Here is a 23,772-nt window from a genome sequence, read left to right as displayed (position 1 = left end):
CCTACAGATTTAGCAATTAATTTACATTTGAGTAAAATTGCTTGTGAGCCAATCATTGGCGGAGTCCTGATTAACCAATCGGGGGGGGCGAGGCTATAAATTGCTTCTACTTCAGTAAAAGCCTAGTCATTAAGCATATTAACAAGTTCGTAACTTAGAAGGCTTCCAACGTCAAACCTAAAAAGGCAGAGAAAGTGCCCAAGAAAGAGGTAGATAAATTGCCGACACACACTATTACTTTGTTTATGTGGGGATACCAGGCACATTTTCGTCTGCACATTCAACATCTTGTACGCGATGTGTTAAAGGATTTAGGAGTTGCAATTGATGCCACAACGCTTCTCGTTGGCGTTCGGCGAGTTGGGAGCCAGGACCCTAATTCTGTCTGTGTCGAACCAGAAGATGGACGCTGGTCGCTTTCATTGTTCAATGGACTCCTTGATTCAGTCGAAGTTATTTATTCGAAACATGAGTTGCAACACATCTTTTATGGAGATGAACCGAGTAACCGGGGCAAGCCAGAAATGATGCGCAGGGATTCTGTAACAACTGCTGTGAACCAAGCCCTTCGCCCCTTCGACCGAGAACAAGGTCTTCGATCATTTTGTGGTATGGCTCAATTGGTAGGTGATTACTACGTTACCCCAGTAATCCAGGTTCCAGAAGCGCTATTTCGGAAGTTTCCTCCGTTAGATGAAAAGCCAGCAAAGGGTGAGTTCACCTCTAATGGCTATAGAAGCATCATCCACGCGGCACTTAGTACGGTCTTGCAAGAAGCAAGCGTAGAACTTCAACGTCCAGAGCCTGGTCATTCAGTTATTGGTGATATGAGAAAGTCAGATGAAATCATTCGCATCGCAGCCAAAAACTTCATGTATACACCTAGCCTTGCTATTTCAAATCGATACGAATATGCCGATCTGTTCTCTCGACTCAATCTGATCTCCTCGCTCCTCTATGAAGGCGCTCAAGGGGTTGGCCGCTTGCTTCTCGCTAACCCTAGCAATCCAGATATTGAGTTCCTTATGCGATTTCGTGAGCCGGTTTCCTTCGGAGAGCCACGTTGGATGCGGAAAATTTTGCAGCTAACCGCGCCGAGTGCAGTGCTGATTGCGGATTGCCAGTACGTCTACGGTCTGGGCCGGCTGCGGCCTTCCCACAAACCTAGCGACCAGAATGTCTTCACTGTTGACTTCCTTGATCACTACCACTGGGAGTTGAAGTGTGGCGATTTGGCATTATTGCGTAGTCAGTATGGAGAGCCAACTCTTCCCAATGAGATTTTCGAAAAGGATGCTTTCACAAGCAATTTGGCGCGATTGTTCCCTGAGTCAACAGACGTCGATCTGAATCATATCTGGAGCTTATTTAATGCTGCTGCACGCCAAGATATGGGAAGCATGATCGTTGTGGCAGAAGATGCTCTTTCTGAAGCACAAAGATTGGCACATCAAGGGACAGGCATAGAGCCTGTAAAGCTATCGGCCGCACTTCTTCAGCAGGTAAGTTCAATCGATGGAACCATTCTTTTGGATCCCCAAGCCAATTGCCATGCGATTGGAGTAATCCTAGATGGCGAGGTTAATGACGAGTGTACGCCTTCAAGAGGCTCTCGTTTCAATTCTGCGGTTCGTTATGTTCGTTCTGGGACTGCTCGCAGGCTCGCAATTGTTGTTTCAGATGATCGAACGGTAGATATCTTCCCCACTCTCCGGCCGCGTGCTAGCCGAAAAGAACTTGAAGGTCATATCGAGGCCTTGGTAATAGCAACCGTTAACAATTATCACGCGCCTATGAATTGGCTAAACTCGCATCGTTTCTACTTGGATGCTCAGCAGTGTGCTCAGATCAATGCCATTCTCGAACGCATCGATGCGATTCCGCTGGAGGTGGGGGAGATTCGATTCGTGAGTGGTCGGTTTGACATTGACCCCTCCTTTGACCAGAGCTACTTAATGGAGTAGCGCATTAATCGGATGCACCAGGATCTGATGGTAAAGCACTAAACGTTGCCATTTATATAGCTACTTGATGTACAGAGCGAATGTCTCCGTGAGAATATGGTTGCCAGCTCTACAGGCTTATAGATGAAGTAAAGGATAGGGATATGGTTACACCGCAGGATCATGAGTACGCTGTGATGGGAGGGGTTGAACGCGCCAAGATCGGCCGCTACTTGAGTATTGTCTCAAGCGTGATCTCAGCAGGGCTAGTTTTCTCTTTGCTGAGCGTGGTTGATCTGGCCAAAACCTCAGGGCTGAACGTTAACGTGCCTCCCGCAGTGCTTTCATTGCTCGGTGCAGGCATGGTATTTGGGGGACTGTGCTGGATCTTGAGCAAGTATGCTTGGAAGTGGCCTTTGATTGATCGGTTGCTGAAAGTACCTAATCTAGCGGGTATTTGGGATTGTCAGGGAGAGTCGCTTCATCTCGATGGTACTGTTGCTTACCAATGGAATGGCGAAGTCACTATAGTCCAAAGCTGGGACAAGCTGCGGATACGACTCAAGACGGCACATTCAGGCTCAAGTAGTATGGCCGCAGCTCTTGCCACTGACAGTGTCGATGGCTATGTCTTGCTTTATCAGTACAGGAACGATCCAAAGGTGGGGGAGTCTACCCTTGCATCCCATATGGGCTGCGCAGTTGTCACTATAGCAAACGATCTAACGTTAGCTACCGCTGAATATTTCAATGGGGGCAGTCGCGGGACCTTTGGCAAAATGAACTGGACGAAGAGGTTGTGATCGCAGTTGTTAATAAATAGCTGAGTCAATTCCGTGCGCGTCGGGAGGGCTCTGGCTGCCTCTGTGCGATCTGAATTTTTAGCCAAGGCTGGATTAGCGCTGAGTTCAGGCGGCAAGGATCAGCCCCGCTGCTGCCCTCATCGGTAATTGCCAACATAGTAGAGTTGTTCTTACGATTTTGGCGATCTTTAATGTTTTGCTTTTCTTGTTTAATGATTCTGTCAGTGGGTAGTTGCCACCGTTCCGGCTGCGCTTGGCGGGCGTTTTTATATCGATCACTGAATGAAGCACTCCTAAGACTCACTTTTCCGAAGGGAGAAAAGTCAATAGGGGCCTGGAGCAAACGATTTACATAAAAAAGCTTCAATCAGTTACAGGATATGAAATGCTGATTAGATCAAGGCTACGAGGCTAATATCTCAACCCTAGAATTGAAGTGTTTTCTCTAGGGCCCCCCTAAATACAGTCATCGTTTTAAAAGGCATAAGCACGAAAGATCAAGAGTCACGTGCATTATGGACCAGGCGCGCGATGATTATCACGTGCCCTCATGCATCGCCTGATTGCTAGACCAATCTAAGACCCATTGCCTTTGCTCTTGTGTTTCAGGAGATGCTGGATGGCGATGTATTTTATCGACGGACGACCATAGTTGCTGTAAATGAATGAGCGCGTCTTGCCCTGACATCCCTCCTTCAACTAAGTAACATCCCACCACGGTACCTGTTCGCCCAACTCCACCCCAGCAATGAACATAAACACAATGTCCCTGCCCGATTGCATGATGAATCGAATCCAGAATGGCCAGCATCAACAGTTTGTTTCTAGGAACTGATTTATCCGGAATGGCAAAGCGTACGTATTCAACGGGCAGGCCATTTAAGGCGAACTCTGGCAGCAAATCATCGTAGCGAGAAAGCTCTCCTTCTTGCGTTAAATCCACAAAAAAACTCACACCAGTATGTAGATATTTTTGCAATTTTTGTTGGGATGTTTTGAGGTCTTGATCACGTGGATATTCACCCGCCAGCAATTGTCCTACTTTCACCCAATAACAATTTTGATTAGGGTATTCCATTTCAAACTCCTGACTCAAACAGCTTTAAGGAATAATCAAGTATCGATCGATGATCTGTGAACATGACATTTGCCATGCCCAATGAGTGATTAGTCTAAATCCACGCGGCTGCTATGGCACCATCCGCTTCAGAAAAGCCCCATGCAGCCATAACTAGGTAATAACAGCCTCGCTCAAAAGCTCAATGCAAGTCCATTGTAGCACCGCCCCACCATCACAAAAATTGATTGGTTGTGCTACGTTGCCTATAGCAAAAGGTACATAATTTGTTCTTACATTTGATTTAGAAGTATATTTTTCGCTTGAAGAGTAAATGGCATAGCTGCCATTTACAATATTAATTAAAGTGCCGCACGCTGGTCAGATCATATCTTGGAATGGCATTTTTATTTGGAGGAAGGACAATGGTGGCGGCTAAAAGGTGGTCTACCACAATTCAAGGCGCTGGTTATGGTCGCGGCGATGGCATCTTGCTCTTTCCTGATGGCTTATTGGAAGAAATGGGGTGGGTCGAGGGAGACGTGCTTGATTTCCAGATTCAGGATAATGGTTCAGTGCAATTGCAAAAAATAGAGTTACCTTGCTCAGATGAATAGAGGCTCCCTTATTTGGCCACCTGCCTCAACTACGCAAAGTGTTAATTTTTAAACACCTGCTTTAAGGGCCATGCCATTCAGAAAACACATACTTTTTTGTGCCTTGCTATGGGGACTTTTAATCTGTCTTAAAAAGCTACATTGCTGACACCAATGTCCCTTAAGAATCATGCTCGGAATAGCATCCCTGATATGGCCCCGATGGCATTGCCAAGTGATTTTAGTATTTGCATTAATGTACTGATCAGCCAGGCAGATAATTAGAAAAACCTAAGTAAAAAGTGTAATGCTACGAAATTCATAGTGCTTGATAATATAAAGTGCCTTCGCCTATCTCCGAATCAGGCATTCGTACGCCCCAAGGGTAAGGATTGTTTACTTGAGCTTGTTGAAATTGATAAACAATTAGTTTAGGCATGTTGCGCGGAGCAAAATAAGTACCTAGGCGCAGTGTTAAAATACTGGGTGCAGCAAGTGCCAAATGGATTTGGCGAACGCCTTGCCCTTGAAGTACAGCTATTGTTTGCATAAATGCGGCCGCAATCATTTTGATTGACGACTCATCGCAAACTTTTGCTAAAGAGGGGGTCGCAAGGCTCATTCTAACGACAGGTAAATTTGGAAAGGCCGATGACAAATCGGAATCACGAATCGGATATGAAATCGCCATAGCCAATACCACACTCTCTGCTGACTCAGAGTAAGTTACTGGTGCAAGAGTCCCAACATCCTCCCCGTCAGATGGCGAGATCCAGCGAGATGCAATTCGATCCCACTCCATCCAGTTGATTGCACTTTCAGATGCTAGCAAGGTGCCAGCAAGAAACAGCAGTGGTACTGATGCAACTCCACCAGCATATACGCTCAGATCACTGCGATCACGGCCAGCTTTTAACTGAGTTAAACGCTCAGGTAAGAGATTTACCAAATTAAGTGCTTTTTGACGTTGCGCTGGTGTGCCATCTACCAAGTTGCGTACATCTATGAGAAGTTCTTCGCGCTGCCCCAAAATTAGAATTGGAATTGCGGCGACCAAAGGGCTATCAACCGATTGTGTTAGCCCACGAACCTCAATGGCAATAATTCGTTTACGTTGCTGGATACGGTAATTCTGCCATGCTAAATAGCCACCAATTGCTGTAAATATGAAACCTAGTGCAAAGCAACCGGCACTTATCCACCAAATAGGCTCGGACGAATTCAAAGAGGCTTTTATAAAATTGCCCTTGTCATCTTTAAAATATGAGCTCACGGAAATATTTAATAAAGGCCCTCCAAGCATTAGTAAAACACCATACTTCATAAACATACCAGCAGGCGTTCTTCGTAAGTAGAGAACACCGAATTCTTGTAATATATTTAGAATGCGATTTAAAAATGTGCCTATGCTCATGGTTCAAAATATCCTAATAAAATAAGAGGTTCTTTATATTTAGCGAACCAGCAGCCAATACTGTTTGTGCCGACGATGATGTAAAGCAGTCCACCTACTGCAAATGAGCCTGTTTCAATGACTTTTCGGCAATCTTCTAAATCTGTTGTTGAAGGCTGTGGCGTTGGCTCTGGATGGGTGTGCCATAGCCCTAGCTGAGTTCCTCGGCCACCTGTGGCGCGATTCCATTCTTCAGCATCTTTTTGGTGGCGTGAACCACGATAAAAGCTGGTTCGCCCACAGCTATCACCTGCTCCTGGCTTCGTTGCCGACTCAATTAATAAACCATCAGTTTCCTTATCGACAAAACCAAGTAATAGCCCCCCAGCTTCTTTTGACCAAAACCGTGTTTGTTTCCATTTGGAAAGAAATTTGATTAATTCTGGCGATAGCGTGCCAGCAGAACCGTTTGGTGCTTGCCAAATCAAATGGCCTGAATTTACTCGCCGCAGCATGGGCATCCTGCTTGTGCAAACTCTTCTGGTTTTAATGTGGAGGGGATTCGTAAGTCACGTAATGCCCGATAGGTATGGGAAGTTGCAATTCCTTCGCGATGAGCCAACTCGCCATCTCCCGCCCAGCGTGAGTAAACAATACGTCCTGAAAGAACCAGATCGGAGGCGAGTAATGCCGTACGCGTTGCATCAATCGATGAATATGGAGTAAATGCACCACAGCCAGTCAATTGGCGACTAATTATTTGTCCTGATTCGATGAGTGAGGTGCGCATTTCTGCTGTTGCTGCTTGTGTTTCTGGATCTATATAAAGGCAATCTAAGCATCCTGCGGTGTCTGAGCGCATAGCGATAGCATGTCCACCCAGTCCACCAGCTTCGACGCTGGTTGAAATAATTTGCTGCGGCCAGTTTTTACAAAATGCGTCGCGAACGATACTACGTTCTAGTGCCGCATTGCCTGTGGCAAGCACAATAGCGCTGGCATCAGTTGGAAGATTGGACGCAAAAGAAATTAGCACATTTTTTGCAATTGGATTTATCTCAACACCTGGCATTCGGTTACGAAGTTGATTGGCCACAGCGTCAACTTTTCTTTCGCCAATTGAGTCTTGAGCAAGAATATGGCGGCCAAGATTGTCTGCACTGAAAATATCTTCATCTATCAAGGTTAGTTTGCGAATACCAGCCAAAACCAAATGCTCCGCGACTCTTGATCCGATTGAGCCTAGACCTACAATAACGACATGTTGAGTCAATGGAGCGGCGCCAGTGCGGCGTACTAAGTAGTCATGATCTCGGCGCTGCGGGACATGTACAACTGCTCGCCAAGACTTGGATTGAGGCGTTTTCCCCCAATAAATCAAGATCAGGGCATACCCATACGCATTAGGAATGCGTAGCATCAAACCATTAAACTCTTTTGATGTTGCTTGGGAGTGTTGCGGCTCATTTAAGCGCCCCAAAAAATCTGCCCACCAATTAGCGTTGAGTTCTTTATCCAAACTTGGAAGTTGATTAAGCCTTACATCTAGAAGCCCAATCCGTTCTTGCTGGCAATTTTCAAGCTTCGTGGTGCCCGTATTTACTCGTTTTACAACAGAGGTCGCTTTCAAGCCTTTATCTTTTCGATAAACTTCTGCATAGAGCGTTTTTTGCGGGTCTAGTGCTTCGCCTAACTCAACCGAGGTTGCGCCCGCATTTTTTGCGTAACCCTCAACTTCGTCAGCAAATAGTGTTAAACGTGCGTTTTCATCCATTGCATGATTTTCACGCAGTTGTTTAGTCGCTTTTTCTACAAGCCACTTAAGCACTCCTAAAACATCGTCAGGGTCATACTCTAGCCCTTCACTGTCACTCACGCAGATGTCGCCGCCGATGCTGATGTGCGGCCATCCCCAAAACTGGACAGCTGATTTCCACTTAATGTCAGGAAGCGTTTGAATCCCCCAGTCGCATGGATGTAATTCTAGTGGCCAGCAGCTAAGCTCATCCGTAATGGAAAACGTCCATACAGGCTTTGTCTTCACAACCTTAAAGTCAATATCTAACGCACCAATACTAACCAGTGCGTGATTAACATCAGCAATAAAAGTTCGCTGCTTTGAGGTCATGCAGAGCGACCCGATATACTAACTCCTGCGGAGGTTTTCTTAGTGGAATCCGCTTTTTCTGGAACAGGAAAATCATTGCCAAATTGCTTTTTGAGAATTTTGCAGGCTTCGTGTGTATCAGGTTGGGCTTCGGCTTCATTTAGTGCATCACGCAATGTTTCAAGCTTAGATTTGAAATCATCCATTTGAATTTGTGTCATGCGCTCAAATAGATCGGCATAAGAAGCAACTGGTAACTTAACTTCGAGGCGTGAACTATTCCAATTGGCTAGCATTTGATTCGCTAGATTCCGTATAGCAATTAAATCACGTGGTTTGCCCTCGACTGAATCATAACTTGGGGAGAACCACTGATAGGCCGACACTGTGATGCCAATGCTTGGCACATTTTTATGTCCGATTTTCTCATCACGCCAGCGCTTCAATGCACGTACAACACGGCGAAATTGATTTCGATCATCGCCTTCAAAACGGTCAACAATCAATTCGGTTAGCTCTTCCGCTTCAGATGCATCCCATACCCGCTCAGCTTTGGGGTCGCTTTCCCGGCCGCGAGCTAACTGTGTTTGTCCATCTGAATTCGATGAGTAAACTGCCAAGTCAATATGGTGAGTTGCCTCGCCGTCTTTAAAATATGTCACCGTCACGCATGGACGACGAATTGTGACTGTACGATTGTTGCGCGTTAAAGCGTCACGGACAAACTTCTTTAATGTGAGCGGGTCTTCATAATCATCGGGAGAACAATCGAAGCTCAGGCCAATATCCATGTCAGGATTGCCATTTAAAGGAGTTACCCCTGTTGATAAAGCATAGCTGCCCTGCATGAAATGTTTATAGGCTGGGGCATCAGAGCTGATGCAGTTTTTTATATCATTTAAAAGAGCATCTCTACGCTCACGTAGGGTGGTGCTTTCATCGAATCCAAGTAAGATTTCTGTATGAAATTTTTCGAACTGGGTTTGAGCATAAGCCATGTAGTTATCACCGTATAATTGTTTACAAATTTTTGTTGGCTTTCTTGCTTGAAAAATATTTACGTTCAATTAAATGTAATGACTCCGTTACTTGGTACGAAGAGGGGAGTATTGCCTCCCCTTCAATAGTTAGATATTTATCATCAACAAACTGTAGTCTTCCACTTGATTGAAATGCCAAAGCAGATTGATCAACTTTTAGCCCTGATTGGCGAGCGGAGTTTGTTAGCTGGGCTAAATGCGCGCTATGATCACTAGTCACTGACTTTGCATCAAATACGGCAAAATCAATCTAACCTCCATTTGTTGCTTGCATTCTTAAGTAGGCCAAATTGATATTTATTTTTTACCTCCACGTGCTTGCGCAAGTGTACTGGCGGCGGCTGATTTTGAGGTCGTGCTGGTTCGGCCGTCTCTTAAAACTTTAGATGCAGCAGTTGCGGCGGCGGCAGATGTCTGTTTCTGTGGTGTATGTGTTTGAGAAAGTGCACTTGCTGCGGCTGTGCGCGAATTTGCGCCTGTAGAACCGTTATTCAGGGTTTTAGAAGCTGCCGTTGCAGCTTTATTACCAGTTGTCTTTAAATTAGCCATTGTGAAATCTCATCGTTGATGTGGGTGTACACGCCTTCCATCACCGCCTATTGAGAATGATCCTTATCAGAGGTAAGCTTGCAGTCCCCACTGAAGCGATCTAATTCAGATTGTTCTCAAGCAGTTTAAGAAACTCCCGAGGCCGACTTCATGTCGGCCTTTGGTTTTTGCGTGGTTTCTAAACAAAAACACAAGATGTAGTGTTTTTTATTAGTTAACAACACTAATGCTAGCAGGTTGCTTGATATTTGTTAACAGCGAAATTAAACACTCGCTACAATGGTGCCAAATTTGGCCTATTTCAAAAAAATGACCCCTGAACAAGAATCTCAGCACTTAAAACAAGCTTCTAATGAGGAGCTGTGTGCATATTTAGCTGCAAAAATTCGGCGGAGTCGTAAATTGCGCAAAGAGTCACAAGTGCAATTTGCTGCACGAGCTGGCATTGCCTTAAGAACTTATAAGCGGCTTGAAACATACGGACAAGGGCACCTAGAAACATTTCTGAAAGCACTCAGTGCTTTAGATCGCTGTCACTATTTAAATCTTCTATTCCCATTTGATCAGCCAAAATCACGAGCTTTGTCACTTGAAGAGCGCTTAGAAATAATTAGAAAACGACATCGTGAGTCTAATAGCTAAGGACATCACTGAATCGCCCCGGGTTTCCTAGACACCTAAAGAGTCTCAAAATGAGGTTATTAGGAGGTCTTATGAGTAAATCCAATCGCTACACCGAAGAATTCAAAATCGAAGCAGTCAAGCAAGTGACAGAACGCAACTATCCTGTCGCAGAAGTCGCTGAACAACTTGGGGTTTCTGGGCATAGTATCTACTGCTGGATTAAGCGCTACACCGCGCCTTTGCCAGAACATGCGCAAACAACTGCACACCAAGATGAAATTCGGCAACTTAAAGCCGCACTACGCCGAGTGACTGAAGAGCGCGACATCCTAAAAAAGGCCGCCGCGTACTTTGCCAAACTATCCGGGGAAGGTACGCCTTCATTCGTGACCATCAAGCACTCCATTCGGCTCGGCGGCTCTGCCAGATGATGCAAGTCCATTCGAGCGGCTACTATGCATAGCTGCAGCATCCTCAATCATTGCGCACGATGGATGACCAGCGCTTGACTGGAATCATCACTGAAGCGTGGCAAGAAAGCGGCGGCGTCTATGGCTATCGCAAGATTAACGATGACTTGCATGATATGGGCGAACAATGCGGTAAGCATCGCGTTGCGCGCTTAATGCGCTTGGCTGGCCTTCGTTCACAAACAGGCTATCGTCGTCGACGTGGTTTTTATGGTGGCAAGCCCACAGTGACCGCACCGAACCATTTGGCCCGGCAATTTAATGTCGCTACACCCAATCAAGTTTGGGTAACCGACATTACCTATATTCGCACGCATGAAGGTTGGCTTTATCTGGCCGCAGTATTGGATTTGTTCTCAAGACATGTTGTAGGTTGGTCGATGGGTGCACGGATGGATCGTGAATTAGCGATTAAAGCGTTGTTGATGGCCGTGTGGCGGCGTCAACCCAAGCAAGAAGTGCTCGTGCATTCAGATCAAGGCAGTCAATTCAGTAGTTACGATTGGCAGGATCTGCTGCGTTCGCATAATCTAAAGCCAAGCATGAGTCGGCGTGGCAATTGCCATGACAATGCGGTCGCGGAAAGTTTCTTCCAGTTATTGAAGCGGGAACGAATCAAACGACAAACCTACTGTAACCGAGAGGATGCGCGTCGGGATGTGTTTAATTATATCGAGATGTTTTACAACCCCAGGCGACGCCATAGTTTCAATAATGGGTTATCACCAGTAGAGTATGAAAAGCAGTATTTCGAACGGCTCGGAAGTGTCTAGAAAAGCCGGGGCAATTCATCTAACCTTGAAAAATTGTTGGCCTAGATAATATATTTTTCCGAGTTGGATAATCCCGGCCTTGGGCGTGATGTGTGAAACAATTTTGGTTTTCATCAGGGGATTGTTTATTTCTATAGGAATGATGTTTTTATTTTAGGGGGCGTTATGAAGGATGCTGTGGCCAGACTTTTTGGTGGCTGGTATTCACGATGGCATGGCCGCATTATTCAGGGCAGTATGGAGCGTCGTGCCAATTTAAAAAGAATGTCCGTTGGTGGACTTTGGATGGCTGATGCCCCAAAGCTTCTTGAAGAGAAGGCTATCTCTGAAGGTTGCATACTGTTTGGTGCTGGCGCATCGCCAGAAAGTAGTAAATTGGATTTAAAAAATAAATCATTTATTCAAATGGCAATTGGAGGTGCCTATTCTCACTGTGGGATAGTTTTGATAGGCGGCAAAGAGGAGGAGTGTTTGGTGTATGAGGCAATGCCTAATGCGGGAGTTTCTACTACTACAGTTAATGAATTCTGTAGTCGTTACGCTTATGTCTCCGTATTTACACAGCCAGCCATGCATTCAAGGCCAGTTTACATGAAGCAAGCAACTAAATTTGCTCAATCTAAAGTGCTTACGAAATATGACTTTGCTGCCGCCCTATTACCGTGGAGACAAATTCGTCATTTGCGCAATGTTTGGAGCTTTCCACCGAGGATGACATCTGCTCATAGTGGAGGTTGGGTTGTACGTTTGTATCGAAGACTTTTCTCTAAAATGCAAAAGGATCAGGCTCTATTTTGTTCTGCTTTTGTCATGGAAACGCTACGGGCCTCAGGAGTGCCAGGTATGGAGCACGAATACTTTACTCCTAACATGTGGGGGCCATCGATGCTTGCAGAAGAGTACTGCCTCCTTGACTTCAAAGGATATTTAGTCAGGAACGGCTACATTGATATTTCGCCGCATGACCCAATAATTGCGGGAAATTCTCACTTATTGGCGCGCTGGCAAGACGCTTGGGAGCGTAATGATACAGAGGTGCTTAATGAATTTTCTCTTTCAATGGAAAGGTCGATTAAGAAAAAGCTTTCTGCTAAGTTGGCTGGGTAATCCGCCCATTTTTAAGTTCACTTAAAAGTAGAGGCTAGGCATGTAATGCCAGTTTTTGTTTCGGGGTGATGCCGCCCAATCCCATATTTGGGCGTTCGTTATTGTAAGTCCAGAGCCATTGCGTTGCAGTTTCTTGTACTTCGGCAACGCTTTCAAAACCATCGCAAGCCAGCCATTCATAACGCACGGTGCGATTATAGCGCTCAATATATGCATTTTGCTGTGGATTGCCAGGCTGAATATAGGTCAACTCAATCGATGGTTGCTCCGCCCAATTCTTTAGCAGATGGCTAATATATTCAGGGCCATTATCTGATCGAATTCGCTTAGGCTTGCCGCGCCATTCAATGATTTGATTCAGGCTGCATATTACCCGTTCTGCTGGCAAAGAGAAATCGACTTCAATATTTAATCTTTCCCGATTAAAACCATCAATCACGTTAAATAAGCGAATGCTGCGGCCATCGGCCAATTGATCGTGCATAAAGTCCATCGACCATGTTTCATTTTTTGTCGCTGGCGTTTCGCGTTCTAAGCGTTTTTTAGGCTTAATCCGCAGATTTAATTCTAAATCGCAGTTCATCAAGCAAGAGCTTGGCACTGTAAGTCCGTCGAGTTTGTTGTGTGCACCCGAATCTCTACTCGTAAACGCTCATTTTCCCGCGCGCGGCGGCAAGGTGGCCGTTTCTGCCATGCGTAAAAACCACAGCGAGACACCGCCAAAATCCGGCACAACAGCTTGACCGGATATTGAGATGACCATTGCTTCACGAACGCGTTCCGGGCAGTGACTCCTTGGCAAAGTATGCTGTCGCTGTTTTTTAGGAGATCGCGCTCCATCCGGGCTTAGACCAGTTCTTCGCGTAATTGCCGAGCCTCTGCCATCAAGTCCGAGACACTGGATGTTCAGGTCTCCGCAGAAGTACTTTTACCTGCCTTGCGGGCTTGTGTGACTAAATATGCCAGCGTGCTCTGATTCATATTTAGTCTCGCAGTGGCCTCGGCCTCCGAAAATTTTATCCCCAAAACCAACTTAATCGCTTCCGCCCGAAATTCCGGCGTATGGCTTTGCGTTATTTTCTTGCTTATTTCTCACTCCTGTTGGCTCAAAGTTTACCAAACAAGCGTGTCTACTGATTTCAGGCTACTTCATTTATCACTTGAAGTGAGCGTTCATTGTGTGTTCGTTAGCTACGGAAATAATAATGAGTAACTATGTGTCACTTCATCGAAAAATGAAGGGGTATGTGTCGCTTTCATCGGTGTGGCTGTGTCGTTATTAATAATAACTCTTTGATTTGTCGTTATGGAGAATGAAGGACTATGTGTCGTTCGGAGTTATTAGTTAGGCAAGCACACTTTATTGTGTGCTTTTTACTTTGGGAAAATTATGAGTATTTATCAGGAATGGGGTTTTAAAGAAAATCCATTTTCAGTTTCTTCATTAGGAGCTAATGAGGAAGGAAAGGCGCTATTAGTTGGTCGAGATAAAGAATTAAAAAAAATAAAAATTCTTTTATCTATTGGTGAAAAATGGACATGCATTGATGGTGCAATAGGTGTTGGGAAAACTAGTTTAGTTAATGTTGCTGTGTTTGAACAATACAATGAATTTATTGCGAACAAAAGGGGGCTGTTAATTATTCCTTGCGTTGAGTCATTCCAATTGTCTGAAGATATAAGTATTTATGATTTTAGGAGGCAAGTTTTGTTGGCGGTTGCACAAACACTACTGCTAAAGAGGTGCGATCTTTCTTTTCATACGCAATATTTTCATTTTTCGAATATTGATTCTTTGGATAACTGGTTGAATAAGCCATCATTTTCAAATAAAGGATTGGGCCTAGGTCCTATTTCTGCTTCTGGTGGGGAAACTCCTAATGAATCAATTGGATTTTCAGAGAATGGTATTGAGAAAATTATCGAAAGTTGGCTTAGGGAATTGTTTCCAAATGGTAATGATGGTGCTATTGTCTGTGTTATTGATAATATGGAATTGTTGCAAACTTCAATTAAAGCTAGAAAAAAACTAGAAGAATTAAGGGATACGGTACTTAATATTCATGGCATTAAATGGGTTTTATGTGGAGCCAATGGGATTATTCCTGCAACATCCTCTCCTCGAATAAATGGCTTTTTGCAGACAACTTATAAAGTAGATAGTTTAAAGCCTGAGTTGGCTAAGGATATTTTAAACTCTCGAATTTTAGTTTATCAAGATAACGCTGCTTATTATCTTCCATTTGATATGGAAGATTTTGAAGACTTATATAAAATACTTAATAAGAACCTAAGGGAGCTTTTGGGCTATATAGATAAGTATTGTACTTGGGCTTTCCTTTTAGAGGAGAAACCAACGGATGCATCAAGTAAAGCTAGTCTTTTCAGAACGTGGCTACTGGAAGAAAGTTTAGATGCTGAAAAGCTTGCTAGAAAATATGCAACTCAAAAAATATGGGAGGTTCTAGTTAAGGCTAAAGAAATCGGAGGGGATTTTTCATCTGAAGATATGGAATCGCTTGGTGTTAGTAATGCGAGTAATTTTAGTCAATATGTAAAAAACTTAGATAGTTTAGGTTTGATTTCTATTTCCATTGATGATAATGACAGTCGTAGAAAAAATATGCATGTCACCCCAAAGGGGTACTTAGCCATTTATCGAACTCATCCAATAATTAATTTAGGCGCAAATTAATATGAATTCTGTTCGGTAGCTCGGTAAGTTTTGCATGTTTATTTGCCCAACGTGCAATTGTAAAAAATAGGTAGCTTTGCTGAATAAATCACCTAAGTTGGCCTGTTTTTGCTTAAATAAATTGAATTGATTGTTTGTTCTTTATTTTTTAGTGCCTTCGGCACGTTGATTTAGGAGTGGGAATCCCCCGCGGGGGACTCACTTTCTTGAACGGCCAAGAAAGTAAGCAAAGAAGGCCGCCCCGGCCAGCACGAAACCCCTCACTGCGGACAATCGAGCGGCGGCTGCGGAACTCGCTTCGCTCAGACAGTCCTCGCCGAAACCCCGCCCGCTTGTTCCTCGCTTCGGCGTGCTTCAAGGGGATGATTTAAGCCCCGTGTTATGCGCTGCGATATAAATTTAAATGGTTGGGTGCTGAAAATATGCCAAGCCAAGCCAAGCCAAGCCAAGCCAAGCCAAGCCAAGCCAAGCCAAGCCAAGCCAAGCCAAGCCAAGCCAAGCCAAACGGTTTTACTCCGTCTTTGTTTTTCTCCGTGTTCTCTGAGTCCTCCGTGTCTCAAGATTTGGGTTTTGCTGTTGGCAGGAAGGGGGCTTTCGCTTGTCATAAAGCGTTGTGGTTAACGTCAATAAATTAAAGTGCTTATTATTATAGTAAGTAAAAACAACGGAAAGGTGTAATTAGTCGAAGCATTGTGTAATATTGCGGCTTCTATTCATCTAAGCTGCTGATTTTTATGAATCCTAGTGATCTCCTTGCTTCTTTTGCCGCGGCCTTTAATCAGGATCAACGCCTTATCAGCCTGCAACTTGGCGACGGGGCGGCGTGGGGCGGGCAGTTGTTGCCGCAGCAAGTCAGCGGCAGCGAGGGGATGAATCAGGCTTATCGCTACCAGATTGATTGCCTTTCCCCCGATGGCAGCTTAGAGCTTAAATCTCTGCTTGGCCTGCCGGTTGTTTTGACTGTGGCCGATGCCAATGGCAGCGAGATTGAGCGTTGCGGAGTGATCTCGCAGGCGCAGTTACTCGGTTCTGATGGGGGCTTTGCAAAGTACTCGCTGACGGTAGAGCCACCGTTTGCATTACTTAGATACCGCCGCACTTCCCGCGTGTTCCAGGATTTATCCGTGCCGGATATCGTGAAGCAGGTTTTAGCCGAGCATCAGGCTAAAAACCCTGTATTTGCATCGGTGCAAACATTGGATTTCAAATTATCCGGCACGCACGGGCCACGCTCTTATTGCCTGCAATACCGCGAATCTGATTACGACTTTTTAGTCAGGCTGATGCAAGAGGAAGGCTTGGCATGGCGTTTTGCTCATCAGGCGGGTGACAATCCTCAGGTTCAGCTTGTTATCTTTGACGATGCTTTTGCCGTGCCCGAGGCGCAAGACAGCCAGGTACGCTTTCACCGCGCTGATGCGACGGAGGAGAGCGATTCTCTTACGACATGGAATAGCCAGCGGCAGGTAGGCAGCAGCTCGGTATCGCTTGCCAGCTTTAATTACAAAGCTGCCAGCACCAGCCACACAGCTGACCATAGCGCTGTAGACCAAGGCGATGGCGGGCAGCAAATCCAATCAAGCTTTGAAGATTACGACGCCCAAACCCACTATTACGCTAGTGATGCAGAAGGCCTAAGCCACTATGCTAATTTGCGCCAGCAAGCTTTAGATAGCCAGAAAAAATCCTTCACCGGCTCTGGCACTTTGCGCAGCCTGCAAGCGGGGCAATGGTTCAGATTAGAAGACCACCCCGCCCACGAATGGGATGCGGCCGAGCAGCGCGAATTCGCCATTACCGAGCTAAAGTTCACCGCGCAGAATAATCTGCCAGTGGATCTTACCCAGCAACTACTGCAAGTGTCTCCAAGCCTGCTGGCTACTGGCTCGGCAGATGCCAAGCCCTACCAAGCCGACTTCACTGCCCAAAGACGCGGCCAGCCGATTACTCCGCGCTTTGCCCACGAAGCATTGAGCAAGCCCAAAAGCTTTGGCGTACAAACCGCCACCGTGGTTGGCCCTGCCGGATCGGAAGTCCATACCGACGAGCAAGGCCGGATAAAAGTGCAGTTCCACTGGCAGCGTGCCGCCGAGCACCCGGAGTTTGGAGCCAACCTCGACGATAAATCATCCTGCTGGATACGCGTTTCCATGCCATCCGCCGGAGCAGGCTTTGGCCACCAGTTTATCCCGCGCATCGGGCAGGAAGTGCTGGTCGACTTTATCGAAGGCGATATCGACCGCCCCATCGTCACTGCCGTGGTCCACAACGGCAGCCACCCTGTGCCCACCTTCAGCGGCGCAGGCGCTTTGCCTGCCAACAAAACGCTGTCTGGCATCAAAAGCAAAGAATTTGAGGGCGGCCAATACGGCGAGCTGCTGTTTGATGATACAAAAGGCGAAGTTCGCACCAAATTATCCAGCGAGCACGGCAAAACCCAGCTCAACCTCGGCTATTTAATCCATCCGCGCACCGACGGAAAAGGCGAGCCACGCGGTGAAGGCTTTGAGCTGCGCACCGACAAACAAGGTGCAATCCGCGCCAGCGGCCTATTAATCAGCACCGAAGCCAAAGGCGGCGCCAGCGGCAAGCAACTCGACCGCAGCCCCGCCCAAAGCCAGCTCGAATCCGCCTTAGAAATCGCCAAAAACCTCGGCGAATACGCGACCAAACAACTCGCCGACACCATCGAAACCGGTGACGACGATCAAACCGTCAAGCCCGACAATAGCGCAGGCGACAAAGCCACCCATGGCCACCTTTACCATCACGTACACGCCAGCAAAAGTTTTGAAGCAGGCAGCAACACCGATAAAGACGGCAAAAGCAAATCCAAAGAGCAGGCAGGCCTGCAAAAAATCATCCTGCTGCACGGCGAGGATGGTGTAGCCATCACCACCCCGCAAAGCCAGACCCTCAGCGCAGGCAGCAACCTCGATCAAGTCGCCCAGCGTGACACCAACCAAAGCACCGGCCGCCGCTGGATACACAACGTGGGATCACACATCAGCCTGTTTACCGGCGGCATTAAAGACAAAATCGTTATGAAACTGATCGCCGCCAAAGGCCAACTGCAAATGCAGGCCCAAAGCGACGATATCGAAATCACCGCCGACAAGAATGCCAGGTTCACCGCCATCAAAGGCAAGGGCCTCTTCAACGCCAAACAAGAAATCCTGCTCACCGCCGGTGGCGCTTATATCCGCATCAAAGACGGCAAAATCGAGCTGCATGCGCCGGGGAAGGTCAGTATTAAGGGCGGCAGCCATGATTGGAGCGGGCCGAAGAGCCAAAGCGTGCCTATGCCAACATTTAAAGGTAAAGATGGCCTTGGGCAGCTAGAGCTATTCCATCATTACCAAAATGCTGAGGCCATTAAAGGCGGCCAATATATTGTGACCGACTTAAAAGGCCAGGTTCACAAAGGCATGCTGGATGATAAAGGTTATGCCGTTATTGCTGGCTTGCCGATGGGTGCCGTCAGCGCTCGGTTCTTAAGTGATCCACGCCAAACAAAAGCACCCACAGGCACTTTTGAGACTCCGCTGCTAAAAGATGTTCCAAGCAAAATAGATACAGATGCCATTGCCAAACAAGCATCCGCACAATTAGGCAGCTTATTACCTGCGGTGGCAAAAGCTCAGGGCATGGCAAGCACGCTATCTACGCTTAACCCTGCTCAGGCAATGGATGCCGCCAAGCAGGCTGCAGCAGGCCAAATAATGAGCCACGTCCCTCAGGGCATAGGCTCAGCCATTGGCAGTGCTCAAATGGTAAATACACTTGCATCAATGAACCCTCAGCAGGCGATGGATGCTGCCAAACAAGCGGCTTCGGGCCAAGCAATGAACTACCTGCCTAAGGAGGTGGGTTCTGCGGTTGGCAGTGCTCAAGGCATAGCAAGCACATTCTCAAACCCTAGCCAAGCAATGGATGCGGCAAAACAAGCTGCTACGGGCCAAGCAATGAGCCATATGCCAAAAGAAATCAGCTCTGCTGTTGGGCAAGCCAACGCTTCGGCTCAACAAGCCCAGCAAGTTAAACAAATGCTCGCTTCGCTCAAGAAGTAATCACCTGGCCTATGCAACACAGGCATGGTTTGAAACCATGCTGGCTTATAAATATTCGGAGACTTCGCCTCAATGAGCGAAACAAGACAAGTAGCACATGCACCCTATGGCAAAGAAACTGTCGCTGATACCCGATCTGCCATAGGCAGCTTTGATACATGGCTGAAGAAGGTTTCTGATAACCATGTTTCTCTTGATGATTTACAAACAGTAGCCAGTGCCTTACCCGTGGTTGGTAATCTCATTGCTGCGGGGGATATGCTGGTCAATCTTTATGATATTTCGCAAAAGAAAGAAGGCGGGGATTTTGGGGATTGGATGGGGGTGGGCATTAATGGCATAGGCTTGATCCCCGCTCCGGGCACGGCGGCACTACGTATATCAATGCGTCCGGTGCTTGGCAGCGTAAGGCAGGCTTTAATCCGTAGCGGGAAAACAGTAGGCCCTGCCTTGGTCGACGTTATCGTAAGCCATATTTTGGCTAGCGAAGCATTAGCTCAAAAAGCGGAAGACGCCGTTACAAAGATGCTGAATGTGATTTCACCCATGATGAAAGAAGTTGCTAACTTCGTTTCTAAAGTGATTGAAGAATTCACCACCTTTCTTAAGCAACTTATCAACGGCACATTAGGCAAATACCGTGTTCCTGCGGGCAAAGCACCCAGCAAGGGGGAGTTTGTTCGCAATCCAGCAATTCGTTTAGGTAGCTTTTTTGGCGAAGCGTGCAAGTTTTATCGTAAGGCAGTAGCGACGGTTGCTTCTAAAGCCGCCTCGGCGCTATTGAGCGATAAAGTAAAACAAACGCTTACCAATTTACTCAACCACTTAAATAACAGCATTAAGCCGGTTATTGTTAGCAAAATCATGGGCTTGGCTGATGCTAAAGCAAAACAAAGCCTGTTTTCTTTACTGACTATCTTGCTTGCCGCAATCACTAAGGGCAAAAAGAAAGCCGCAGCGGGTGCCGTGGCTGCAGGCAAAACAACGAAAGTGGTGGCTAAGCGCGCCCAACAAGTGATTGAGCAAGTCAGCTCGCAAATTAAAGCCAAACTTAGCCCCAATGGCTGCAAAGAATGTAAAACCCAAGGCAAATCACGCAGTAAAAAGTCTATTGGCTATGCGCTGGGTGATGAGGTGTTTAGCCACACCGATTTTAGCCTTAACGGTGTAATGCCCTTAGTTTGGCAACGTACTTATAACTCCAGGCTGGCCGCTTATGATCAGGGCGAGCTGGGCGCACGCTGGACATCCTCGCTATCTACCCGCTTTGATTTAATCAACGAAGAATCTGGCCCAATCTTGCGCCACTTTGATGCGGATGGCCGTAGCCTGGATTATCCGGCGCTTGCAGTGGGCGAGCACCATCAAGACCGCACTGAAGGCCTGATGCTCAGCCGTTTGGATGAAAACCTGCTGACCATTACCCGTGGCCATGAATTGCTGGAGGTGTACGAGCGCTACGAATCCCGCTTTATGCTGCGCATGCTTAAAGACCGTGCGGGCAATACGTTGGCATTGAGTTACGATGCGGCGGGTTTATTACAGCAAATAGATTTAAGCAGCGGTAGCAGCGCAAAATTTGAGCGTAATGCGGCGGGCAAAATCAGCCGTATTAGCACCCCACCTAGCAAAGAGCTTCCAGCTGGGCGCGTGTTGGCTGAGTACAGCTACAACGAACACGGTGATTTAATCAGCGCCAAAGATGAGCACGGCAATCAGCGTGATTATCAATATAAAAACCACCTGATTACCCGCTACACCGATCGCACTGGCCGCGGGGTTAATCTGGAATGGGATGGCAGCAGCGCTACATCTAAAGCCATTCGTGAGTTTGCAGATGATGGCAGTAATGAGATCCGCCTAAGCTGGCACGACGACCTTCGCCTCACCACCGTGCGCAATGCACATGGCGATGAAACGCTCTATTACTTTGATGCACTGGGCTACACCTACCGCATTATTTATCCCGACAACAGCGAAGAATGGCTGTTTCGCGATGATTACAAAAACCTAGTCAAACACGTTTATCCCGATGGCAGCTCAGATCGCTATGAATACGATGCCAACGATAATCTGCTGCTGCATATTCGCCCCGACGATAGCACCGTGCAGATGGCTTACGATGATAAAGACCAACTGATCCGCATTACCGATCCGCTGGGCAATATCTGGCTGCGCGAATACGACGACAAAGGTAATCTGCTTAAAGAAATCGATCCTAAGCAATACGCCACCAGTTACAGCTACAACGCGCAGGGCCTGCCTACCGCGATTAAAGACGCCAAAGGTGGCACAAAAAAACTGGCCTATTTACCCAACGGCCAGCTTGCCAGCTTTACCGATTGCTCTGGCTCCTGCACCGAATGGCATTACGATGCCAATGGCCGCTTGTTAGAAACCCAAGATGCAGCAGGCAACCTTACCCAATATCGCTATGGCAGCGATGGCCGGCTGGAGGCTGTTAAACAGGCGGATGGCACCGAAGCCAAGCTGCACTTTGATGCCGAAGGCCGTTTGCTATCGCACACCGATGCCCTAGGCCGCAGCACCCGCTATGGCTACGATAAAGCAGGCCGGATTCATTCCCGAGTTGATGCTATGGGCCAAGAGCTGGCCTACCGCTACGACAAACTGGGTAGGCTGACCACACTGCAAAATGAAAACAGCGCCCAATATCGCTTTAGCTACGATCCTGTTGGCCGCTTAATCGAAGAAAACAGCTTTGATGGCAAAGCCACCCGCTACCACTATGCCGAAGCCTGCGGCCAGCTCTTAGAAGTAAACGAAGCAGGCCAGCTTACCCAGCTTAACTACGATGCCGCAGGCCGCTTGGCGCAACGTAAAACCGGCAGCAGCAAAGAATCATTCCGCTACGATCCGGCTGGCCGCCTTGCCATCGCTAAAAACCGCTTTAGCCAAGTGGCGTTTAACTTTGATGAAGTGGGCGATTTAACGCGTGAAGAGCACCAGTACCAGCTCTTTGGCCAAAGCCAAACCCATATTTGGCAACACGAATACGACGAGCTGGGCAACCGCATCGCCAGCATCCGCCCCGACGGCCAGCGCACCGATTGGCTGGTTTACGGCAGCGGCCATGTGCACGGCATGCTGTGGAATAAGCAAGAAATCACCAGCTTTGAGCGCGATAAGCTACACCGCGAAACCGGCCGCAAACTCGCCAACCAGCTGCAAGGCCATACCCAATACGACCCAATGGGCCGCATGCTGCAGCAAACACTCAGCGGCAAAACCAGCAGCAACCGCAGCTATCAATACGATCCGGTGGGGCAACTGCTGGGCATTAAAGACAGCCGCAAAGGTGAAACGCAATACCGCTACGATCCGGTAGGCAGGCTGCTCGCCGCCAACACACCAAAACATCATGAAACCTTTGCCTTTGATCCCGCCAGCAATCTGCTCGACAGCGCAGGCAAAACAGAAAACACCCTACCCAGCCAAACACCGCGCATTCTGGATAACCTGCTGAAACAATACGCAGGCACCCACTTTAAATACGACGCACGCGGCAATCTCACCGAAAAACAACGCGGTGAACAGATCACCAAACTAAGCTGGGACGGCTTTAACCGCCTGAGTGAAGTGCAAACAGCCCAAGGCGCAACACAATATTATTACGACGCCTTTGGCCGCCGCATCGGCAAAGAAAACGCACTAGGCCAAACAGCATTCATCTGGGACGGCGACGTGATCGCCTTGGAAAAAACCGCCGAACACACCCGCCACTACCTGTTCGAGCCCAACAGCTTTGTACCGCTGGCGCAAATCGTCTCCACCAACGATAGCGAACAAGAACACACCGCTTATTACCACGTAGACCACCTCGGCACGCCGCAAACGCTCAGCGATGAAAACGGCGAAATTGCGTGGAGCGCGGAATATAAAGCGTGGGGCGAAGCAAAAACCATTATCAGCGAAGCGGCTAAAACAGCAGGCATCAACAATCCGCTACGCTTCCAAGGCCAATACGCCGACGAAGAAAGTGGATTGCATTACAACCGCTATCGCTATTACGATCCTGAGATTGGTCGGTTTATTAGTAGTGACCCGATTAAATTAGCGGGCGGCAGAAATTTACACCAATATGCGCCGAATCCGATTGGGTGGATTGATCCGTTTGGATTGGTGCATGAAACAGCACCTGGATATAACGTATATGGATTATATGAACCTGGTAAAAGTCAAGACCGAGGCGACTCTCCTTATTACGTTGGCATAACGGATGATTTGGATAGACGTAATATAGAACATGGTAAAAGTGGGCGCTTAGCAGGAGGGACCATGGAACCAATAAGGAGAGATGTAGATTATGGTACTGCCCGTGGTGTTGAGCAGGCTAATATTGAGCATCATGGCACCAAAACAGGGACTATTGGACAAGATTTAAGCACAGCAACAACTTATGACGAAAGAGGAAACAAAGTTGCCTCATTTGACCATAAGAATTCAACACGCTGCCCCAAAAGGCAGCAGCACTTTGAAAATGCATATAACAATGAAATTAAACACTTAAACCGTTAAAATAGA

General features: G+C 47.1%; 14 protein-coding genes and 2 pseudogenes. 9 read left to right on the top strand and 7 right to left on the bottom strand.

Annotation, left to right across the window (positions count from 1 at the left end):
- Positions 1–194 precede the first annotated feature (194 nt).
- Together VN23_RS12005 and VN23_RS12000 are read left to right on the top strand one after the other, a co-directional pair.
- Positions 195–1,964 (top strand): hypothetical protein, encoded by a 1,770-nt coding sequence (locus VN23_RS12005; protein ID WP_231743245.1) that lies wholly within the window; start codon positions 195–197, stop codon positions 1,962–1,964.
- 143 nt (positions 1,965–2,107) lie between these two features.
- Positions 2,108–2,746 (top strand): Cap15 family CBASS effector, encoded by a 639-nt coding sequence (locus VN23_RS12000; RefSeq protein ID WP_046350672.1) that lies wholly within the window; start codon positions 2,108–2,110, stop codon positions 2,744–2,746.
- Positions 2,747–3,284: 538 nt separating this feature from the next.
- Here the strand turns inward: VN23_RS12000 and VN23_RS11995 are convergent.
- Positions 3,285–3,824 (bottom strand): protein-tyrosine phosphatase family protein, encoded by a 540-nt coding sequence (locus VN23_RS11995; protein ID WP_046350673.1) that lies wholly within the window; start codon positions 3,822–3,824, stop codon positions 3,285–3,287.
- A gap of 377 nt (positions 3,825–4,201) precedes the next feature.
- Between VN23_RS11995 and VN23_RS11990 the strand changes: the two genes are divergently transcribed.
- Positions 4,202–4,420 (top strand): hypothetical protein, encoded by a 219-nt coding sequence (locus tag VN23_RS11990; protein WP_197432911.1) that lies wholly within the window; start codon positions 4,202–4,204, stop codon positions 4,418–4,420.
- Positions 4,421–4,718: 298 nt separating this feature from the next.
- On the opposite strand, the gene VN23_RS11985 is transcribed toward VN23_RS11990, so the two are convergent.
- From VN23_RS11985 to VN23_RS11965, 5 genes are all read right to left on the bottom strand, one after another.
- Positions 4,719–5,813 carry an SAVED domain-containing protein gene (locus VN23_RS11985; protein WP_046350675.1) on the bottom strand — a complete coding sequence of 365 codons (1,095 nt, stop codon included), beginning with the start codon at positions 5,811–5,813 and terminating at the stop codon, positions 4,719–4,721.
- Positions 5,810–6,307, bottom strand: coding sequence for a Mov34/MPN/PAD-1 family protein (locus VN23_RS11980; protein WP_052746437.1), 498 nt, complete (start codon positions 6,305–6,307; stop codon positions 5,810–5,812). The genes VN23_RS11985 and VN23_RS11980 overlap by 4 nt, the downstream gene beginning before the upstream one ends.
- Positions 6,292–7,920 (bottom strand): ThiF family adenylyltransferase, encoded by a 1,629-nt coding sequence (locus VN23_RS11975; protein ID WP_046350676.1) that lies wholly within the window; start codon positions 7,918–7,920, stop codon positions 6,292–6,294. The genes VN23_RS11980 and VN23_RS11975 overlap by 16 nt, the downstream gene beginning before the upstream one ends.
- The gene (locus VN23_RS11970; RefSeq protein WP_156455193.1) at positions 7,917–8,966 is read right to left on the bottom strand and encodes a cyclic GMP-AMP synthase DncV-like nucleotidyltransferase; all 1,050 of its coding nucleotides are present in this window, start codon (positions 8,964–8,966) and stop codon (positions 7,917–7,919) included. The genes VN23_RS11975 and VN23_RS11970 overlap by 4 nt, the downstream gene beginning before the upstream one ends.
- A 270-nt stretch (positions 8,967–9,236) precedes the next feature.
- Positions 9,237–9,488, bottom strand: a complete 252-nt coding sequence (locus tag VN23_RS11965; protein WP_046350678.1) for a hypothetical protein — start codon at positions 9,486–9,488, stop codon at positions 9,237–9,239.
- A gap of 291 nt (positions 9,489–9,779) precedes the next feature.
- Here VN23_RS11965 and VN23_RS11960 point away from each other — a divergent pair, with 291 nt between their 5' ends.
- The 3 genes and pseudogenes from VN23_RS11960 to VN23_RS11945 all read left to right on the top strand — a co-directional run bounded on the left by VN23_RS11960 (position 9,780) and on the right by VN23_RS11945 (position 12,462).
- Positions 9,780–10,130 (top strand): hypothetical protein, encoded by a 351-nt coding sequence (locus VN23_RS11960; protein WP_156455192.1) that lies wholly within the window; start codon positions 9,780–9,782, stop codon positions 10,128–10,130.
- Positions 10,131–10,201: 71 nt separating this feature from the next.
- Positions 10,202–11,355: pseudogene (locus VN23_RS11950) on the top strand (IS3 family transposase).
- Between the two features lie 165 nt (positions 11,356–11,520).
- Positions 11,521–12,462 (top strand): YiiX/YebB-like N1pC/P60 family cysteine hydrolase, encoded by a 942-nt coding sequence (locus tag VN23_RS11945; protein ID WP_046350680.1) that lies wholly within the window; start codon positions 11,521–11,523, stop codon positions 12,460–12,462.
- 34 nt (positions 12,463–12,496) lie between these two features.
- Here the strand turns inward: VN23_RS11945 and VN23_RS11940 are convergent.
- Positions 12,497–13,036 (bottom strand): annotated as a pseudogene (locus tag VN23_RS11940) (integrase core domain-containing protein); the annotation flags it as partial.
- Between the two features lie 816 nt (positions 13,037–13,852).
- Between VN23_RS11940 and VN23_RS11935 the strand changes: the two are divergent.
- The 3 genes from VN23_RS11935 to VN23_RS11925 all read left to right on the top strand — a co-directional run bounded on the left by VN23_RS11935 (position 13,853) and on the right by VN23_RS11925 (position 23,766).
- Positions 13,853–15,157 carry a MarR family winged helix-turn-helix transcriptional regulator gene (locus VN23_RS11935; protein WP_046350681.1) on the top strand — a complete coding sequence of 435 codons (1,305 nt, stop codon included), beginning with the start codon at positions 13,853–13,855 and terminating at the stop codon, positions 15,155–15,157.
- Between the two features lie 734 nt (positions 15,158–15,891).
- Positions 15,892–19,227: a type VI secretion system Vgr family protein gene (locus VN23_RS11930; protein ID WP_082752764.1), complete on the top strand. Its 3,336-nt coding sequence runs from the start codon at positions 15,892–15,894 to the stop codon at positions 19,225–19,227.
- Between the two features lie 72 nt (positions 19,228–19,299).
- Positions 19,300–23,766: an RHS repeat-associated core domain-containing protein gene (locus VN23_RS11925; protein ID WP_052746438.1), complete on the top strand. Its 4,467-nt coding sequence runs from the start codon at positions 19,300–19,302 to the stop codon at positions 23,764–23,766.
- Positions 23,767–23,772: the final 6 nt, after the last annotated feature.

The sequence above is a fragment of the Janthinobacterium sp. B9-8 genome, from assembly GCF_000969645.2.
GTDB lineage: Bacteria > Pseudomonadota > Gammaproteobacteria > Burkholderiales > Chitinibacteraceae > Iodobacter.
This window is presented reverse-complemented; position numbering and strand designations above follow the sequence as displayed.

Coding starts and splice junctions, on each gene's coding strand:
- VN23_RS11980 (WP_052746437.1), bottom strand. CDS start 6,307: ATGCTGCGGCGAGTAAATTCAGGCCATTTGATTTGGCAAGCACCAAAC.
- VN23_RS11985 (WP_046350675.1), bottom strand. CDS start 5,813: ATGAGCATAGGCACATTTTTAAATCGCATTCTAAATATATTACAAGAA.
- VN23_RS11930 (WP_082752764.1), top strand. CDS start 15,892: ATGAATCCTAGTGATCTCCTTGCTTCTTTTGCCGCGGCCTTTAATCAG.
- VN23_RS11975 (WP_046350676.1), bottom strand. CDS start 7,920: ATGACCTCAAAGCAGCGAACTTTTATTGCTGATGTTAATCACGCACTG.
- VN23_RS11995 (WP_046350673.1), bottom strand. CDS start 3,824: ATGGAATACCCTAATCAAAATTGTTATTGGGTGAAAGTAGGACAATTG.
- VN23_RS11965 (WP_046350678.1), bottom strand. CDS start 9,488: ATGGCTAATTTAAAGACAACTGGTAATAAAGCTGCAACGGCAGCTTCT.
- VN23_RS11990 (WP_197432911.1), top strand. CDS start 4,202: ATGGCATTTTTATTTGGAGGAAGGACAATGGTGGCGGCTAAAAGGTGG.
- VN23_RS11935 (WP_046350681.1), top strand. CDS start 13,853: ATGAGTATTTATCAGGAATGGGGTTTTAAAGAAAATCCATTTTCAGTT.
- VN23_RS12000 (WP_046350672.1), top strand. CDS start 2,108: ATGGTTACACCGCAGGATCATGAGTACGCTGTGATGGGAGGGGTTGAA.
- VN23_RS11925 (WP_052746438.1), top strand. CDS start 19,300: ATGAGCGAAACAAGACAAGTAGCACATGCACCCTATGGCAAAGAAACT.
- VN23_RS11945 (WP_046350680.1), top strand. CDS start 11,521: ATGAAGGATGCTGTGGCCAGACTTTTTGGTGGCTGGTATTCACGATGG.